This is a genomic window from Sphingosinicellaceae bacterium, assembly GCA_019285715.1.
GTDB lineage: Bacteria > Pseudomonadota > Alphaproteobacteria > Sphingomonadales > Sphingomonadaceae > Glacieibacterium.
Genome location: CP079108.1, coordinates 4,113,954 through 4,130,411 on the forward strand (window position 1 = coordinate 4,113,954; position 16,458 = coordinate 4,130,411).

The 16,458-nt window shown below is 67.2% G+C and carries 19 protein-coding genes; 8 read left to right on the forward strand and 11 right to left on the reverse strand.

From position 1 onward, the window contains the following. Positions 1-64: 64 nt before the first annotated feature. Genes KX816_18990 through KX816_19005 form a run of 4 tightly spaced genes read left to right on the forward strand, consistent with a single transcriptional unit; the run spans position 65 to position 5,977 of the window. Positions 65-2,428, forward strand: coding sequence for a transposase family protein (locus KX816_18990; protein ID QXQ06233.1), 2,364 nt, complete (start codon positions 65-67; stop codon positions 2,426-2,428). Between the two features lie 47 nt (positions 2,429-2,475). Next, positions 2,476-3,579 carry a TniB family NTP-binding protein gene (locus tag KX816_18995; protein ID QXQ06234.1) on the forward strand — a complete coding sequence of 368 codons (1,104 nt, stop codon included), beginning with the start codon at positions 2,476-2,478 and terminating at the stop codon, positions 3,577-3,579. Next, positions 3,576-5,510, forward strand: a complete 1,935-nt coding sequence (locus tag KX816_19000; protein QXQ06235.1) for a hypothetical protein — start codon at positions 3,576-3,578, stop codon at positions 5,508-5,510. Before KX816_18995 ends, KX816_19000 begins: the two co-directional genes overlap by 4 nt. Continuing rightward, entirely contained in the window at positions 5,507-5,977 is a 471-nt protein-coding gene (locus KX816_19005) for a hypothetical protein (GenBank protein QXQ06236.1), read from the forward strand. Before KX816_19000 ends, KX816_19005 begins: the two co-directional genes overlap by 4 nt. A gap of 11 nt (positions 5,978-5,988) precedes the next feature. On the opposite strand, the gene KX816_19010 is transcribed toward KX816_19005, so the two are convergent. Both KX816_19010 and KX816_19015 read right to left on the reverse strand, forming a co-directional pair. Next, positions 5,989-6,309 (reverse strand): hypothetical protein, encoded by a 321-nt coding sequence (locus KX816_19010; GenBank protein QXQ06237.1) that lies wholly within the window; start codon positions 6,307-6,309, stop codon positions 5,989-5,991. A gap of 385 nt (positions 6,310-6,694) precedes the next feature. Continuing rightward, positions 6,695-6,859 carry a hypothetical protein gene (locus tag KX816_19015; GenBank protein QXQ06238.1) on the reverse strand — a complete coding sequence of 55 codons (165 nt, stop codon included), beginning with the start codon at positions 6,857-6,859 and terminating at the stop codon, positions 6,695-6,697. A gap of 94 nt (positions 6,860-6,953) precedes the next feature. Here KX816_19015 and KX816_19020 point away from each other — a divergent pair, with 94 nt between their 5' ends. The 3 genes from KX816_19020 to KX816_19030 are packed head-to-tail and all read left to right on the forward strand — an operon-like array spanning position 6,954 to position 8,634. Beyond that, positions 6,954-7,382 (forward strand): TIGR01244 family phosphatase, encoded by a 429-nt coding sequence (locus tag KX816_19020; GenBank protein ID QXQ06239.1) that lies wholly within the window; start codon positions 6,954-6,956, stop codon positions 7,380-7,382. A 2-nt stretch (positions 7,383-7,384) separates the two neighbouring features. After that, a complete protein-coding gene (locus tag KX816_19025; GenBank protein QXQ06240.1) occupies positions 7,385-7,738 on the forward strand; it encodes a hypothetical protein in 354 nt (117 codons plus the stop codon). Beyond that, positions 7,729-8,634 (forward strand): sterol desaturase family protein, encoded by a 906-nt coding sequence (locus KX816_19030; protein ID QXQ06241.1) that lies wholly within the window; start codon positions 7,729-7,731, stop codon positions 8,632-8,634. Before KX816_19025 ends, KX816_19030 begins: the two co-directional genes overlap by 10 nt. A 16-nt stretch (positions 8,635-8,650) precedes the next feature. Here the strand turns inward: KX816_19030 and KX816_19035 are convergent, their stop codons facing one another. From KX816_19035 to KX816_19075, 9 genes are all read right to left on the reverse strand, one after another. Beyond that, entirely contained in the window at positions 8,651-9,352 is a 702-nt protein-coding gene (locus KX816_19035; GenBank protein ID QXQ06242.1) for a methyltransferase, read from the reverse strand. Between the two features lie 137 nt (positions 9,353-9,489). Next, positions 9,490-10,914 (reverse strand): ammonium transporter, encoded by a 1,425-nt coding sequence (locus KX816_19040; protein QXQ06243.1) that lies wholly within the window; start codon positions 10,912-10,914, stop codon positions 9,490-9,492. A gap of 14 nt (positions 10,915-10,928) precedes the next feature. Beyond that, the gene (locus tag KX816_19045) at positions 10,929-11,267 is read right to left on the reverse strand and encodes a P-II family nitrogen regulator (protein ID QXQ06244.1); all 339 of its coding nucleotides are present in this window, start codon (positions 11,265-11,267) and stop codon (positions 10,929-10,931) included. 129 nt (positions 11,268-11,396) lie between these two features. Beyond that, a complete protein-coding gene (locus KX816_19050; GenBank protein ID QXQ06245.1) occupies positions 11,397-12,197 on the reverse strand; it encodes a patatin-like phospholipase family protein in 801 nt (266 codons plus the stop codon). Next, entirely contained in the window at positions 12,194-12,400 is a 207-nt protein-coding gene (locus KX816_19055; protein QXQ06246.1) for a DUF2007 domain-containing protein, read from the reverse strand. Before KX816_19055 ends, KX816_19050 begins: the two co-directional genes overlap by 4 nt. Next, complete coding sequence (locus KX816_19060; protein ID QXQ06247.1) at positions 12,397-12,762, reverse strand: DUF2784 domain-containing protein; 366 nt, start codon at positions 12,760-12,762, stop codon at positions 12,397-12,399. The genes KX816_19055 and KX816_19060 overlap by 4 nt, the downstream gene beginning before the upstream one ends. A 38-nt stretch (positions 12,763-12,800) precedes the next feature. Beyond that, positions 12,801-14,234 (reverse strand): metalloprotease TldD, encoded by a 1,434-nt coding sequence (gene tldD, locus KX816_19065; protein ID QXQ06248.1) that lies wholly within the window; start codon positions 14,232-14,234, stop codon positions 12,801-12,803. Positions 14,235-14,315: 81 nt separating this feature from the next. Beyond that, positions 14,316-15,230 (reverse strand): hypothetical protein, encoded by a 915-nt coding sequence (locus KX816_19070; GenBank protein ID QXQ06249.1) that lies wholly within the window; start codon positions 15,228-15,230, stop codon positions 14,316-14,318. Between the two features lie 20 nt (positions 15,231-15,250). After that, on the reverse strand, positions 15,251-15,442 hold the full coding sequence (locus tag KX816_19075) for a zinc-finger domain-containing protein (GenBank protein QXQ06250.1): 192 nt from the start codon (positions 15,440-15,442) through the stop codon (positions 15,251-15,253). An 80-nt stretch (positions 15,443-15,522) separates the two neighbouring features. Here KX816_19075 and KX816_19080 point away from each other — a divergent pair, with 80 nt between their 5' ends. After that, complete coding sequence (locus KX816_19080; GenBank protein ID QXQ06251.1) at positions 15,523-16,458, forward strand: ABC transporter ATP-binding protein; 936 nt, start codon at positions 15,523-15,525, stop codon at positions 16,456-16,458.

A 16,458-nucleotide genomic window follows, 5' to 3' on the forward strand; every position in this document is an offset into this window, starting at 1 on the left:
TACCGAGACCGTGCCTACGGTCGGCAGATCGCCGACGCACGCTCTCCGCACCAGGAGACGCATCGTGAACGACCAGCTCCTTCCTAGATACAACTACCCCATTGGCACGATCATCAGGATCGACGGCCGGCCTCACAAGCCGCCCGTGTACGCGGTCCCAGGTCGCCTGATGCTGATGGACTGCCACACCGGCCAGCCCTTCCTCATCCCCGACGGCCATGGCGGCACCGCGATGCCGACCGACGACGACTACGACCGTCTCGTCGTCGACGACCGCATCGACGTGACGCTCCCGGAGAACGTGGTCGCCTCCCGCCTGCTCGCCGCCACGGCCGAGTTCGACATGTCCGATCTCGAGGAGATCGATCCGGGTCTGCGCAAGTCCATCGCGCAGGTGGAGGTGCTCGACGCCAACGGCATCAAGAACGGGGTCAAGGCGATCGCCGACGGCCTGGCCGAGCATTGGACCCCAGCCCTTCGTGACGAACACGGCGAGCCCGACAACGCGCACACGATCAAGCGCTGGCGCTCGGAGCGCGGCAAGCCCGGTGCGCGACGGCCCAAGCTGATGGTCCGCCTTTCGGGCAAGGTGCCGCGGGCACCCTACCTCGACGACACGGCCGAGGAGATCCGCCAGAAGCACGCCCTCGACACCGTGCAGACGAAGCGGTCGATGACGGGTGGCTACTCGCTGGCCGCTACTGAGCTGCGCGAGGTCAACATGGGCATGAGCGTCCTCTATCCCACGCCGGAAAAGCCGTATCCGATCTTCTCCTACGACGCCTTCCGCCGCTCCTGCATCGCGTTGCGGGGTTCGGACACCGTCGCGGCCCGCGACGGCAAGGAGATGGTCAAGAGCACAATGCGCGGCGGCGGCCAGCCGCTGACCGCGAGCCGCATCCTCGAAAAGGTCATCATCGACCACACCCCACTCGGGGCCTTCGTCGTCATCGACATCGAACGCGACATCGTCGCGGGCAGGCCTTGGCTCACCTTCGCAATCGACGTCCACAGCCGCGCAATCGTCGCGTGGGTGATCACCTTCCGTCCACCGAGCTACGCCACCGTGTGCGAGACGTTGCGGCGCATGAACCTGCCCAAGCGGCCGCCGGCCGTCGACGCCGAGCGCTACCCGATCCTCAAGCGCATCTGCGGCAAGCCCACCGAGATCATCGTGGACAACGCGTCCGAGTTCACCTGTCACGGCATGGAGGACGCGACCAAGTCGGCCGGCATCTCTGTCCGCTGGTGCCCAATCAAGTCGCCAACCTACCGCGCCGTCGGCGAGCGCGTGAACGGCACCGTCGAGCGCAAGATGCTCGAGCACCTGCCTGGCGCGGCCGGCACCATCCTTGAAAACGAGCGCTCCGGTCATGACGGGCAGGATTACGCCGCGGTCACGATCAACGAGATCGAGGCGCTGTGCAACAAGGCTATCGCCGAGCTGCACACCGAGATCAACGAGGGCATAGGATGCCAGCCGGCGCTCAAGTGGCAGAAGTCGGCCAACCGGCACGGCATCGACGTGATGGGCGACGTCCGCCGCTTCCGTCTCGACACGCTTGACGTCCAGCAGAACGTCCGCATCACCAAGAGCGGCGCCCGCATGTTCAACGGCCTCCGCTACTTCTGCCACGCCGGCGTCCCGCGGCTGATCGACAACAACCTGCGCTTCGAACCGCGCCGCCAAGCCAAGGTCGACGCGTCGGTCGTCACCAAGGTCAAGTTCGATCCGGAGAACATTGCCGTGGTCCACGCCTGGGACAAGACCACGAAGTCCTACGTCGAACTTAAGTGCCAGAACGAGACGTACGCCGACGGCATGCCGCTCTGGTTCCACCGCGATCTGGTGGCGCTCGCGGCAAAGGAGGCCACCGCCGAGCCTGAGGACAGTGCGAAGCCCCGGGCGAAGAGGCTCGCCCAGGCGGCCGACGGCGACATCCCGCCGCCGTCGCTGCGCCGCCTGTCGCAGATCGACCAGGACGAGGCCGCACCCCGGGGTTTCAACACCGAGGCCGAGCGCCTAGAGGCCCGGGCGCGCCGGATTACCGCGGTCCGCAACATCGCCCCGGGTGCCAAGCACCGCGAGCGACTTACCTTGGCCAAGCTCTTGGAGATCCCTCGCCTGCGTCGGATCACCGGCAACATCGTCCACCTCGACACCGACTACGCCGCGTCCGCCTCGATCGACGACTTCATCTCGCATGACAGCGCGGCGTTGACCGCACTCGACGCCGAAATACTCGCGCCTAGGTCGGTACCGCGGCGGAAGGCGCGTCCGGGGCGCTTCGACCGTGATGGCCATGTCGACACCCGTGACGCCGGCAAACCCAGGGACCCGAGGGCCGGCGCCGCACCGCCGGCTGGCGGCGAGGACGACGTCCTGCAACCAAGCCGCCGTCGTCGCAGCGGCGGCGCGGCCGCCTGAAACAACGCCCCGCCCGCGGTGCGGGCGGGGCCCAGAGGAGCCACCCGATGACCTATGAAGCGCCTGATCAGCTCGACGACCCTGACTTCGACCTCGACGCCCTGCAACAGAGGGTATCGGTCCTGACGGGTAAACCACTGGACCCGACTAAGCTGACCGGTCACCTGCTCGTCGCCTATCGGCGCCTGATCGTCCGGGGCATCCGTAGCCCCTACGCGCCGCAGACCGAGATGGACGAGACGTTCGAGGAGATGCGGGTCGCCGCACCGCTCCTGCGAATGGCGCGGATGCCCCAGCCCTGCGTCAAGATCCTCGCGCCCAGCTACACCGGCAAGAGCGTTGGCGCACGTGACTACGTCAGGCGCATCAAGGTCGCGCTCGGCGAATCCACCGCTTCGGCCGTCTACGTGAAGCTCGACAGCGATGGCTCCGTCGGCTCGCTTGCCGCCGACATCCTGCGCGCGCTCGGTGAACCCAGGCCCGAGAGCCTCACTCCCGATAAGCGCTGGGCCCGGGCCCGCCGTTGCATCAAGGATCGCAAGGTCGACCTCATGATCCTAGACGAGTTCCAGCGGGCCGGCCGGCGCCTGACGATCCACCCCGTGATCGCGACGAAGATCCTCGACATCCTCGACGACGGCGACTGCGCGATCGCGTTCGTCGGCAAGCTCAAGGCGAAGGCGATCTTCAAGGCGACGGATGACCTCGGCAACCGCCTGGACACCCCGGTGAGCATCGGCCGTCTGATGTGGGGCATACACCAAGCGGAGTTCACCGCTTTCGCCGATGCGTTCGACGAGGCGCTCGTCGATGCCGGCGTGATCACGTCCAAGGCCGGCCTCGGCGCGCCCGTCATCGCCCAGCTTCTCCTCGAGTCCGCAAGCGGCTTGATCGGGCAGTTCAGCCGGATAATCGAGACCGCAGTCATCAACATCACCCGCGACGGCCACAGCGGCATAACACGTCAGGACCTCTCCGACGCCGTCCAGGACTGGGCCGTGGGCAACGAGCGACTCGCCTACAACCCGTTCGACGGCACGCAGCCGCAGAGCGTGCCCCGGTCTGCCAGGGAGGATGCACACCGGACCGTCGGGAGAGACGATGGGAACGGCGTCGACGCCGACGATGATCATGAGGGGGACGTCCCATGACTGACTTCATCTTCATCCCCGGCGAGTCCTTCAACGGCGCGGTCGCGCGCTGGGCCGACGAGGCGGATTTCGAACGCATGATCGACGTCACCTCGCACGCCGGCGTGGTCTACGGGCACAGGCAATACGCTCCTTACGCCACACCCGAGCAGATCGCCGCTCTCGCCCACGTCATGAGCTGCGAGGCGGACGAACTTCTCGTTCGCGCCACGCCGCGAACCGAGCAGGATCCTTCGAGTCGATACGACCGCCACGTATTCCACGGCGTCGCGATACCGAGCTACCTCATCGAGAAGCACTCTCGCCGCTACGCCCCCCGCGGACTGGCGATGTCGCTGGCGGACAAGCACATCGGCCACGCATACGACCGCGCCGTCTGGCACATCCGTGCGTTTCCGTTCTGCACGGAGAGCTGGCAGACGCTGCGCGACACCTGCCCGGGGTGCGGGAAGCGCCCCGCCTGGCGGCAGACACTCGGGATCGACCGCTGCGAGCATTGCATGGCGGATCTCAAGACGGCTCACGCCGGCGTCGTTCCGAAGGTTCTTCGGCCATCGCTCACCGCAGCCGCTGGCCTCGTCAACCACGATCCCGGCCGGCGTTCGGCATCGCTTGCGCTTCTACCAGAGCGTATCTCGAAAGCCGGTCCGTCGGTCGCACTCGACCTGCTCGTCAACCTGTTGCCGGTAGTCGATCCCTCCCTCGCCACCGATCCGGTGCTTCTGTTCGCCGCCCCGACCCTGCAAATCTGTGGCGCCGTCGCCGGTGCGTGGCGGGTGATGGTGGGCTGGCCAGACGCCATGGGCGCACTGGCGTCCGCCCGGATCGCGACGCGCACCGACCGCCACAACGACGGCAACGGCGGCCGCACGATCCGATTTCTCAGCCCGAAGCGGAACACCGGCGTTTCCTCCGAACTACAGGCGCTCATCGCGGAGTGGCGCGTCGACGTCGACCTCGACGGCCCGAACGGCGACGCCATCCTGAAGCGCACCCGCTCCATCACCGACGTTGCGCAATCCTCCAGCATTGGTTCCCAGGAACTCTCCGACCTACGCCACCGGAATGCGTTCCCGACAGTGTTCGTCCTCGACCATGGCCGGCCCGAGCCCCGTTTTCCGGTCGAGGTCTTCCAGACCATCGTGAACCTCGGCCGCGTCCGGATGTCGATGGCAGCCGCGCGATTGGCGATCGGCGTTTCATGCCAAGGCATCGAGCAACTCGTCGCCATGCGGCTGCTCGACCAGGAAGACCATCCATTCGTCCTGGCGCGCTACGGCACGATGCAGATCGTGGCTTCTTCGATCGACCGCCTCGAGCGCCAACTAGCGGCAGGTGCCCACGGCGATCCGGAAATCTGCACGCTTCCGCTCTACTCGGCCATGAAGGCCGTCGGCGGCCGCCTCAAACCATGGGGTCCGGTCTTTGCAGTTCTCGTCGACGGATCGATTCCGCCCGGCACGAAGCTTAATTACGCCCTCGCATCCCACTCGGGCCCGCTGTCCCGGCGCATCCTCATCGATCCGTCCGATCTCCGACGGGTGTGCCAAATGGCGTTCGACGCGCGCGATAGATCTTTCCGCCAGATTTCCTACTCGGAGACGATGTCGAAGATCGATGCGACTGAGGTCCTCAACCTCGGGTTCAGCAAGTCCGTCCCACTGCTCGGTGCCATCCGCACAGCCCCCGGCACGCACGAAAAGCTCGTGCCCGTCGCCTACGTGCTCGACCTCGCGCGAACTCACATCTCCGCAGGCGAACTCGCTGCCCGTCGAGGTGTGTCGCGGCAGCACGCGTTGCGGGACGCAAGGAGGGCCGGCGTTCCGAACCTCGGGCCGGGCGGCTTCTGCAGGAGGGAAGGGGAGAAGCATCTCCTCGCATTGGCTGCAGATGCGATCGGAGCAGGGTTCAACCAGAGGAGTGGAAAATGAACTTCGCAATCGAACGAATGATCGGAGACACGTACGTGAGTCTCAAAGGGAGCGACCATCGCGACGGCTTGGACCACCATATAGCGCTGGCCAGTGCGATCTCGACGACGGGCCGGCACGACCCGCTCGAGATCCAAGCATTCTGCAAAGCCCTGAGCGGACTCGCCTCGACGAGCTACACATCCCTCGTGCAGGCTCTTCCAAAGACGCCGTTGCCGTTGGGCTACAGCCATTTCCGCTTGTTCGCCGCTGAAACCGGTGAAATCTGGAATACGACGTTCGTATATGAAGATCGGCGGCTGCTTACGCTCCACGATGTCCTGTTCGGCGCGTTGAACCAGCCGTTGCTGGAAATGGCGACCTGGACGTTGACCGAATGGTTGCCGGATCAGCTTCCGGGTGTCCTCGACCTCGAACTGACGTTCGAGACCAAGCCGCGGATGGCCCCCTTCAGGCTGAGGCCCTGACCGTAGAGCCGTCAGCCGGGGCCCTTGATCCAGTCGACATCATCGAAATCGATCTTGAATAGTTCATAGAGCAGATGCGCACGCTTCAAGTCGGGACTGTCGACGTTCCATTCGCCGGTAGCTTGGCGTCGGACCAGATTGGCGGGCGTCTGGAGAGTGAGGTGTGTCACGCCAGCCGCGTCCGCGTCGCCCATGGCGGTGATTGCCGCCGCATATGCCGCGAGATGCGGTGATCCGCTCGCCAGCTGCCAAGACCGCTCGACGCCATCGTTCCTAATCGTGAAAACAACGCCGAGCGGTGTGATCGGCTTGATGAGGCCGTTGATCGTCACAGTCGCCCGCTTGGTGGGATGCCCGTTCAGTACTCTCGCCATTTCGTTGCTTGTCCCGCTTCTGTAGGCGCGCGAGCATGTCACGCTAATGATAACTGAATAGTTAATGCCGGAGCCTTGTCGTGAACCGATCCGTCGCCGACGGCGACCACAGATTTCGAATATCAGATCACGTTGTCCGATGCAGGAATACGATCATCACCAGCGATAACCGCCTGCGATGACGGCCTAGGAGCAAGGGTCCACAAATCGAGTAGGTTGGAGGAGCAGTGTAATGCATGCTCCTAAGTGCAAAACGAAGCCTCCCCTTCGAACAGCGGCGCACGCATATTCCGACCGGACACTCTCGAACGTCACGATATTACGATCCCGGCATACCGCCCGCCTAAGCCGGCGGGCGCGACTGCATCGGCTGGTTCGACGGCCCCTGGTTGGTCACGCTCGGGTTGCTCCGGGTGCGCCAGGTATCGATCCCGGCCCGGACGACGACCACGACGACCGCCGTGATTACCGCGATCACCGCGAGCGCTCCCTTGCTACGCACGTCCATTACCGGTTTCCTGTTCGCGTCGGTCGAGGCAGCGCGGGAGGCGGGCCTTCGTCGTGACGTGACTCGCACGTCCGGCGCGCGCTAGAAAGCGCAGATGTTCATCAATCTCACCGAAAACATCGCCGTTGCCGGGCAGATTGCGCCCGCCGACCTGATCACGGCCGCCGCCCAAGGCTTCGTCGCGGTGGTCAACAATCGGCCCGATGGCGAAGAGGCCGGTCAGCCGACGAGCGCAACGATGCGCGAGGCGGCGTTGGCGGCGGGCCTGCGCTACGACGCGATCCCCATCGACCAGAGCGGACTCTCGATGCCGCAGGTCGAGGCGATGGCCGCGGTCCTCGACGCCGCCGGTGAAGGCCGCGTGCTGGCCTGGTGCCGGTCGGGGACGCGTTCAACGCATCTGTGGGCGCTCGCCGAGGCGAGCCGGGGGGGTGACCCCGACGTTATTGTCGCAGCCGCCGCGACGGGCCGTTACGACGTCTCCGGGCTGCTCCCGACGCTGCGGAAACTTAGCGGGCAGTGATCATGTTCGCTGCCTCGCTGGTGGCGATCGCGGTTCTCGTCGGAATCTGCTGGGCGCTCGGCTTTCGGGGCGAGCCCGTGCTGGCCGACGCGGCTGAAGCAGAGCGGGTGGCGGACGCAGCCCTGACCGGCTTCCGCGCCAGGGATGCGATTCTAGCGGAAAACGGACATGGCGCGCTGCTGCGGGGCGACGACGGACGGCTGGTCGCAGTGCGCCCGGTCGGTGACCGCTGGCTGGTGCGGGTGCTCGGGCCGGATGCGACGCGCGACGGCGATCGGCTCGTCCTACCCCGCGAGGCTGGGGCGCGGGCAGCGCTGACGCTGCCCGAATCGCAGCGCTGGGCCGCATGGCTGTGACCTTCCCCGACGTCATCGCGCTCGCGACCCCGGCGTTCATCGTGCTGGTGGCGGCCGAGATGATCGCGGTGCGGGTGTGGAAGCGTGGCGCCTACGACTGGCGCGACGCCGGCACGTCCCTGCTGCTCGGGCTCGGCAGCACCGTCGCCGGGCTGGTCGTCGGCGGCGTGGTCGCCGCGAGCTACGGCCTGACCTTCCGCTACCGCCTGTTCGACATTCCGATCGCGTGGTGGTCGGGCATCCTGTGCTTCGTCCTCGACGACCTCGCATATTACTGGTTTCACCGCACCGCGCACCACGTGCGCTGGTTCTGGGCGGGCCACGTCGTCCACCATTCGAGCCAGCACTATAACCTGACCACCGCGCTCCGGCAGACCTGGACCGGCTTCATCGCACTGAGCTTCGTCTTCCGCCTGCCGCTGTTCCTACTCGGCTTCCCGCCGGCGCTGGTGTTCTTCTGCATCGGGGTGAATCTCGTCTACCAGTTCTGGATTCACACCGAGGTCGTGCGCCGGCTGCCGTGGGGCCTGGAAACGGTGCTCAACACGCCGTCGCACCACCGCGTCCACCACGGTACCAACCCGCGCTACCTCGACCGCAATTTCGCCGGGGTGTTCATCGTCTGGGACCGCCTGTTCGGCAGCTTCGAGCCCGAGGATGATGCCGAGCCGGTGCGCTACGGCCTCGTCCACAACCTGCCCGGCTTCAACCCGCTCTGGGCCGCCGTCCACGAGTGGCACGGCATTGCCCGCGACCTGTGGCGGGCGCGGAGCTGGTCGGAGCGCTGGCACCTCGTCGCCGGGCCACCGGGCTGGTCGGCGGACGGCAGCCGCGACACCGCTGAGGCGATCCGCGCGCGCTGGGCGAGGCGCGTCGACGGGTCGCCGACCCCCTAGCCGACCTCGCGCACGCCTAGGGCTTCCGAAACCGATACACGAACTGGTCGGTCTTCCCCCTGATCGACGGGTCGAAGACGATAGCCGTGTGCGGGTCCGCCGGATTGGCGAGCACCTTGCTCTCCCCGTCGAAGACGAAGCCTGCCGAAACGACCTCGGCCTTGACCACCGCGGGGTCGATGCGGTGCAGCGTCTTGGTAGCGCTCAGCCCGCTGCCGGCGGCGGCGGCGTGGTCGACGATGACGAACACCCCGCCCTTCTTCAGCGCCGCGAACACTGCCATGTCGAAGCCGACGACGGCCTCGGGCGGCAGGCTGTTGTGGAGGTCGTGGTAGTTCTGCGCGGTCCAGAAGACGTCGAGCGTGCCGGAGAGCGACGGGTCGGTGACATGGCCGACGACGCTGACGTTGGGGTAGCCGGTCGTCGCCAGCGCGCGCACGGCTTTCGACTGGTCGGGATAGGCTGCTTCCGCTGCCTCGGGGATGATCGCGGTGACGTGGCCGGTGGGGCCGACCGCGGCGGCGAAGATGCGGGTGAAATAACCGCCGCCGGGGATCATGTCGGCGACCTTCGAGCCGGGCTTGATGCCGGCGAAAGCTACCATGTCGGCGGGCTTGCGCGCGGCGTCACGGGCGATGTCCTCGGCGGGGCGTACCGGAGCCTGGGCAAGGGCGGGTGCGGCGAGCGCCAGCAGCACGGCTCCGAACAGCATCTTCATCGATCGTCTCCCCGGCAGTCGAGCGCTGCCTGCCGAAGATATGCCACGGCCCGAAATGACCGGCTAGAGCCCAAAAAAATGGCCCGGCGGTCGAGACCGCCGGGCCAGGTTGTTTCCTTGGGGAGGAACTCGGTAACTCAGTAATTGTACGCCCGCTCGTCGTGCGAGCTGATGTCGAGGCCTTCGCGCTCGGCATCCTCGCTGACGCGGAGACCAATTGTCTTGTCGATGATGAAGTAGAGCACCGCCGAACCGACACCCGACCACACCAGCGTCAGCAGCACTGCCTTCGCCTGGATGATGATCTGGGCACCCATGTCGTAGGTGCCGGCGACGGCGGGGAACACGGTGTAGTCGAAGAAGCCCTGGCCGCCGAGCGCCGGGTCGGCGACGATCGCCGTACCGAGCGCGCCGACGATGCCGCCGATGCAGTGCACACCGAAGACGTCGAGGGTATCGTCGTACTTGAACTTGTTCTTGATGACCGTGACGAACAGGTAGCAGATCGGCGACACCACCAGCCCGAGGACAATCGAGGTCATCGGGGCGGCGTAACCACTGGCCGGCGTGATCGCGACGAGGCCGGCGACGGCTCCCGACGCGGCACCCAGCATCGACGGCTTGCCGTGGCGGAACTGCTCCACCAGGGCCCAGCTGACGGCCGCTGCGGCGGTGGCGACGAAGGTGTTGATGAAGGCGACCGCGGTGACGCCGTTGGCTTCGAGGTTGGAGCCGGCGTTGAAGCCGAACCAGCCGACCCACAGCAGGCTGGCACCGATCATCGTCATCGTCAGCGAGTGCGGCGGATGCGATTCCTTGCCGTAGCCGACACGCTTGCCGATCATGATGCAACCGACGAGGCCAGCGATGCCGGCGTTGATGTGGACGACCGTGCCGCCGGCGAAGTCGAGCGCGCCCATGCCGAACAGGTAGCCGAAATCGGTCTTCGCATCGGGCAGGAAGTCCGGACCCGCGAAGTACCAGACCATGTGGGCGATCGGCAGGTAGACGACCGTCATCCACAGCACGACGAAGACGATCAGCGCCGAGAACTTGATCCGCTCCGCGAACGCCCCGACGATCAGAGCCGGGGTGATGCAGGCGAAGGTCATCTGGAACACGACGTACGCGTATTCAGGGATGTAGACGTTGTTCGAGAAGGTCGCGGCGTAGGTGCTCGCCGAGACGCCCTGCAGGAAGAGCTTGGAGAAACCGCCGAAGAACGGCGTGACGCCGCCGGTGAAGGCCTCCGAATAACCCCAGCAGCACCACACCAGCGTCGCGACCGAAACCACCATGAAGACCTGCATCAGCACGCTGAGCATGTTCTTGGTGCGCACCAGGCCGCCGTAGAACAGCGCCAGGGCGGGCACCGACATCATCAGCACGAGCGCCGACGATATCAGCATCCACGAGGTATCGCCCTTGTTGACCATGGTCGCCTGCTGGGCGAGCGTCGGGGCCTTGATCAGTGCCGCGTCGGCCCAGGCCGGTGCCGCGGCGAGGAGGGTGGCAAGCGTTGCCGCCACTCCGGCCCCGGCGATCTTCGAATCGAATTTCATCTGCTCAGCCCCCCTTAAAGCGCGGTTTCGTCGGTCTCGCCGGTACGGATGCGGAGCGCGCCCGCAACCTCGGCGATGAAGATCTTGCCGTCGCCGATCTGGCCGGTGTGGGCAGTCTGCTGGATGGTCTCGACGACCTGGCTCGCGATGGCGTCGGTGACGACCACCTCGATCTTTATCTTCGGGACCATGTTGGTGGTGTATTCGGCACCGCGGTAGATCTCGGTCTGGCCCTTCTGGCGGCCGAAACCCTTGACCTCGCTGACCGTCATGCCCTCGACGCCGACCGCAGTCAGCGCCTCGCGCACTTCGTCGAGCTTGAACGGCTTGATGATGGCGGTGATGAGTTTCATTTAGCTCCCCCGGTGCCTTGCCGGGATCACTATGCACGGACCGTGCCAGTTCGGTTGCCCTGTTGCGCTGCAGCACAACACTCATGACAATGCCGTTAATTTCGGCACCTGCCGGGGCATGCCCGTAATTTAGGCGATACCCAGCGCCTCGATCTCGGGCCATGCCGCCTCGACGGTCGCCGCACCGATCTCGATCAGCTCGTCCGCCTTCGTGAAGTTGCGGACATCGATATGGCCGATGGCGGGGGCGAGCTCGAGGTCGGGCGGGTCGAGCAGCAGGCTCTGGCGCGCCAGGTGGGTGATCATCAGGCTGAGGCCCGCGCGGCCGACGCGGAGCGGGGTCATCAGGCGCTTGGCGGGCGGCAGGCCGACGGCGGAGCGGCGGAGATAGTCGCCGTGGAGGTTGATCGCGAGCACCGGTGATTTGCTCAACGCGCGGACGGCACGAACCGGGACCGGCGTGATGACACCGCCGTCGATGAGCACGCGTCCGCCGGTGCGGACGGGCGGGAACACGCCGGGGATGGCGATCGAGGCGCGGACGGCCTCGACGATCCGCCCGCGGGTGATCGACACCTCCTCGCCGGTGACGAGGTCGGCGGCGACAACGGCGCAGGGGATGAAGAGGTTCTCGAGATGATCGTGACCGAAATGCTGGCGCAGGCGGTTGGCGACGGTGCGCCCGCCGAGCATCGAGCCGCGGCGCGGATCGATGTCGAGGAAGCGCACGATCTGGCGCAGCTTGACCGAGCGCGCCATGTCCTCGAGCACGTTGAGGCGGTCGGCGGCGAAGCACACCGCCGCGAGCGCGCCGATCGAGGTGCCGCTGACCGCGTCGACGGTGACGCCGTGCGCCTTCAAGGCGTGGAGGACGCCGATATGGGCCCAGCCGAGCCCGGCACCGCCGCCGAGCGCGAGCGCGAGCTTCATACCGAAGCGAGTCCGAGCAGCGCCCGCGCCGCGACCGCATCCTCGTCGAGCACCATCAGGCGCACGCCCGACAGCCCCGAGCCGATCAGCGAGGCGATACCGGCGTCGAACAGCACCGCCTCGATGCCGGCGGCCGACAGGCTGGTCCGCATGACCTGCGCCTCGACGGGGTCGTAGACGGTCTTGAGGTTGACGAGGCTCATGCCGGACGCCCGTTAGTCGACCTTCGGCGCCTCAGGAAGCGCCAATAGAACAGCAGATTGAGTGCGAGCAGGATCGTGCCCAGAACGATCTGGGTGCCGCGGGTCAGCCCCTCGGGGTAAATCACCGACGTCAGATAATGGTCGATGAAGCCGCCGTCGTAGCCGGGACCGCCCGCCGCCTCGCGCAGCCGGTTCTCGAGCGGGGTGAGCGGGCAGATGGTGCCGGAGAACTCGATCCACGCGCCCCACGCCAGTGCCGGGACGTGCAGCCAGACCAGCGCAGGCCAGCGCACCAGCAGCGCCGCCCCGGCGATCACGAACAGGACGAACGCCGCGTGGAACGCAACGACGGCGTCGGCCATCCTAGTCGGCCATGATCAGGTGCCGCTGGCCCGCAAACTCACGCCGCGGTGCCGCCGACCGTCAGCCCTTCGATCAGCAGGGTCGGCTGGCCAACGCCGGCGGGCACCGACTGCCCGCCCTTGCCGCACATGCCAACACCCTCGTCGAGCGCCAGGTCGTTGCCGATCGCCTTGACCCGGGTCAGCACGTCGGGGCCGTTGCCGATCAGCGTCGCGCCCTTGATCGGTGCGCCGATGCGGCCGTTCTCGATGCGGTAGGCCTCGGTGCAGGTGAAAACGAACTTGCCGCTGGTGATGTCGACCTGCCCGCCGCCGAAGCTTTTGGCATAGATCCCCGACTTGGCGCGACTGAGGATCTCGCCCGGGTCCTCGGTGCCGCCGAGCATGAAGGTGTTGGTCATGCGCGGCATGGGCGCATGGGTGAAGTCCTCGCGGCGGCCGTTGCCGGTCGACTTGACGCCCATCAGGCGGGCGTTGAGGCGGTCCTGCATATAGCCCTTGAGGATGCCGTCCTCGATCAGCACGGTGCGCTCGGTCGACGTGCCCTCGTCGTCGACGGTCAGCGAACCGCGGCGTGCGTCGATCGCGCCGTCGTCGACGACCGTGACGCCCGGCGCGGCAACGCGCTGGCCGAGCATGCCGGCGAACGCGGACGTGCCCTTGCGGTTGAAGTCGCCCTCGAGGCCGTGGCCGATCGCCTCGTGAAGCAGGATGCCGGGCCAGCCAGGCCCGAGCACGACGGTCATCTCGCCGGCAGGAGCTGCCACCGCGTCGAGGTTCACCAGTGCCTGATGCAGCGCCATGTCGATCGCGACGTTCCAGGTCTCGGGCTTGAGCAGGTCGTCGTAGAGGTAGCGCCCGCCGAGGCCGTGGAAACCGGTCTCGCGGCGGTCGCCGTTCTGCGCGACGATGGAAACGTTGAGGCGGACCAGCGGCCGGACGTCGCGGACGCGGGCCCCGTCGGCGCGGACGATCTCGACCACCGACCACGAGCCGAGCAGGCTGACCGAGACCTGCGCGACGCGCGGGTCGCGAGCGCGGGCAGCGGCGTCGATCGTCGACAGCAGCGCGATCTTGTCGGCGAAGGGGATCGCGCTCAGCGGGTCGGCGTCGGTGTAAAGCTGGCGGTTGGTGCGCGGTGGGGCGTTGAGCGCCGCATTGCCGCCGTGGCCCGAGCGGACGACCGAGATCGTCTCCCCGGCGCGGCGGATGGCAGCCTCGCTGAGTTCGTTGGCATGGGCGAAGGCGGTGGTCTCGCCCGCCACGCCGCGAAGCCCGAAGCCCTGCGAGGTGTCGAAGGTCGCCGCCTTCAGGCGCCCGTCGTCGAACGAGAAGCTCTCGGACGCCGCGTACTGCAGGAACAACTCGCCGTCGTCGCAACCCTTGAGGGCGTCCGCGACCAGCCGCTCGGTGCGGCCGGGGTCGAGGCCAGTGTCGCGGTAGAAGATGCCGGCGGGGTCGATCATGCTCATGGCACGGATATAGGGTTCGCTACCGGACCCGGACAGGGGCAATTTGTCCCGTCCGATCTGGCCGGGCCCGAATCCAGCGCCCTAGAAGTCGCAGGTCAGCAGCCAGCGCTTGCCGGGCCGGTCGAGCTCGATCCGGCTGCAGTGGTCGAGGACGTCGCGGCCGATCAGGATCCACGGCGTGCCCTTGCGCTTCTTGGTGGCGGTGACGGTAATCGCATCGGCGTCGTCGTCGGCGGTGCTGGTGCCGGCCTTGGCGGCGGCGTCGAGGGCCTTGGCTTTCGCCTCTGTCACCCGCGCCGCGGGGCGGAGCAGCGGCAGGCCAAGCAGGCGCGCGTTCGGCATCGGCGTCAGCCGCTCGAACGGCAGATGGACGTTCGGAAACGGCGTCCACAGCCCGACCACGCCCGACCGCTTGAGCACCCCGGCGCGGACCATTGCATCCGCCGCGCCCGCACTCATCACGGTCTCCGGCGTCACGAGGTCGAGGCCGATGGTGACTTCGGTCCCGGCGATCGTCGCGCGCACCGCGGAGTCGTTGCGGCCCTTGCGCGCGAGTTCATGCACCGTGCCGCCACCGGTGCGCTGGAGCGCGACGCGGTCACCTTCGAACGACAGCAGCGAGACGACCCCGTCGGCATCCGCGGCGATCGGCTTGTCCAGCCACGCCGTCGGGACGGTGTGGCTCGGCTGGCCGCCGAGGCCGACGCTGTACAGGTTGAAGCGCGCCACCACCGAGCCGCCGGGGATCAGCGCATTCTTGACGGTCGCCTTGCCGAAGAACGGCACCGCCTTGAGTTTCGCCGCAGTTGCGGGACCGAGGTTGAGCAGCAGGGCACTGTCGAAGGCGAGCGCGATGCGGACCGGCAGCGTCGCGTCCTTGATCCTGGCGGGGACGATCGGCTGGGCCTCGCGCGGCCAGTCGATGACGATCGGTGGCGGTGGCGGCGCGGCGGCGGTCAGCAGCAGCCCCGCGACAGCGAGGCGGACTACTTGCAATGAGCGTCGCCGCTCGGCCTTCAATGCCCGTCGCCGGCCGCCGCACCCTCGGCGAGCACGAAGCGCCGGTCGCAATAGCCGCAGTCGACGAAGCCATCGCTGCCCATCTGCAACCAGACCCGCGGGTGACCGGCGACGCCGTCCTCCTCGCCGTCGCAGGCGACACGGCTGCTGGTGACCTGAAAGACCTGGGGCGGGGGGATCGATTCCATCGGCCGCTGTTAGCGCAGCCGGCCCCCCGGCGGAAGCACCGCGCTTGTCGCCCCGCCGGGACGAGCTTAGACCGCGCGACATGACTCCAGTCACCACGTCCACGACCTCCGCGATCGCCATCCGCGGCCTCGCCAAGACCTATGCCAACGGCAAGCAGGCGCTCGGCGGCATCGACCTCGACATCCCGCGCGGCTCGATCTTCGGGCTGCTCGGCCCCAACGGCGCGGGCAAGTCGACGCTGATCAACATCCTGGCCGGGCTGGTCCGCAAGACCGCCGGGACCGCGAGCATCTGGGGCTTCGACATCGACGAGCACCCGCGCAATGCCAAGGCCTCGATCGGCATCGTCCCGCAGGAGATATTGTTCGACGCGTTCTTCACACCGTTCGAGACGATGGAGCTTCAGGCCGGGCTGTACGGGGTGCCGCCGAAAAAGCGCCGGACGATGGAGATTCTCCGCGCCGTGCACCTCGAGGACAAGGCGCACACTTATTCGCGGACCCTGTCGGGCGGCATGAAGCGCCGGCTGCTGGTGGCGAAGGCGCTGGTCCACAACCCGCCGGTGCTGGTCCTCGACGAGCCGACCGCGGGCGTCGACATCGAGCTGCGCCAGCAGCTTTGGGATTATGTCCGAGAACTCCACGCCGGCGGCACGACGGTGGTGCTGACGACGCACTATCTCGAGGAGGCCGAGGCGCTGTGCGACCGCATCGCGATAATCGACCAGGGCATGGTGGTGGCCAACGACGAAACCCGGACCTTGCTGGCGACGGCGCAGGACAAGTTGCTGATCGTCACCTTCGACGCCGATGTCGGGATCATTCCCGAGGGCCTCGGCGAACGCGCCGAACTGCGCGGACCCCGCAGCCTCGCGATCACCTACGACAAGAGCACGACGCAAGCCGGGCAATTGCTCCAGCGGCTGGGGGAGGCCGGGCTGTCGGTGGTCGACGTCTCGACGCAGGAAGCCGACCTCGAGGACGTGTTCCTCAAGCTGACCAAGCGCGCGGCCTAG

Bases quoted from the DNA above. Each gene is read 5' to 3' on its own strand.
- KX816_18995 (QXQ06234.1), top strand. From the start codon at position 2,476: ATGACCTATGAAGCGCCTGATCAGCTCGACGACCCTGACTTCGACCTC.
- KX816_19000 (QXQ06235.1), top strand. From the start codon at position 3,576: ATGACTGACTTCATCTTCATCCCCGGCGAGTCCTTCAACGGCGCGGTC.
- KX816_19005 (QXQ06236.1), top strand. From the start codon at position 5,507: ATGAACTTCGCAATCGAACGAATGATCGGAGACACGTACGTGAGTCTC.
- KX816_19015 (QXQ06238.1), bottom strand. From the start codon at position 6,859: ATGGACGTGCGTAGCAAGGGAGCGCTCGCGGTGATCGCGGTAATCACG.
- KX816_19020 (QXQ06239.1), top strand. From the start codon at position 6,954: ATGTTCATCAATCTCACCGAAAACATCGCCGTTGCCGGGCAGATTGCG.
- KX816_19025 (QXQ06240.1), top strand. From the start codon at position 7,385: ATGTTCGCTGCCTCGCTGGTGGCGATCGCGGTTCTCGTCGGAATCTGC.
- KX816_19030 (QXQ06241.1), top strand. From the start codon at position 7,729: ATGGCTGTGACCTTCCCCGACGTCATCGCGCTCGCGACCCCGGCGTTC.
- KX816_19035 (QXQ06242.1), bottom strand. From the start codon at position 9,352: ATGAAGATGCTGTTCGGAGCCGTGCTGCTGGCGCTCGCCGCACCCGCC.
- KX816_19040 (QXQ06243.1), bottom strand. From the start codon at position 10,914: ATGAAATTCGATTCGAAGATCGCCGGGGCCGGAGTGGCGGCAACGCTT.
- KX816_19045 (QXQ06244.1), bottom strand. From the start codon at position 11,267: ATGAAACTCATCACCGCCATCATCAAGCCGTTCAAGCTCGACGAAGTG.
- KX816_19050 (QXQ06245.1), bottom strand. From the start codon at position 12,197: ATGAAGCTCGCGCTCGCGCTCGGCGGCGGTGCCGGGCTCGGCTGGGCC.
- KX816_19055 (QXQ06246.1), bottom strand. From the start codon at position 12,400: ATGAGCCTCGTCAACCTCAAGACCGTCTACGACCCCGTCGAGGCGCAG.
- KX816_19060 (QXQ06247.1), bottom strand. From the start codon at position 12,762: ATGGCCGACGCCGTCGTTGCGTTCCACGCGGCGTTCGTCCTGTTCGTG.
- tldD (QXQ06248.1), bottom strand. From the start codon at position 14,234: ATGAGCATGATCGACCCCGCCGGCATCTTCTACCGCGACACTGGCCTC.
- KX816_19075 (QXQ06250.1), bottom strand. From the start codon at position 15,442: ATGGAATCGATCCCCCCGCCCCAGGTCTTTCAGGTCACCAGCAGCCGT.
- KX816_19080 (QXQ06251.1), top strand. From the start codon at position 15,523: ATGACTCCAGTCACCACGTCCACGACCTCCGCGATCGCCATCCGCGGC.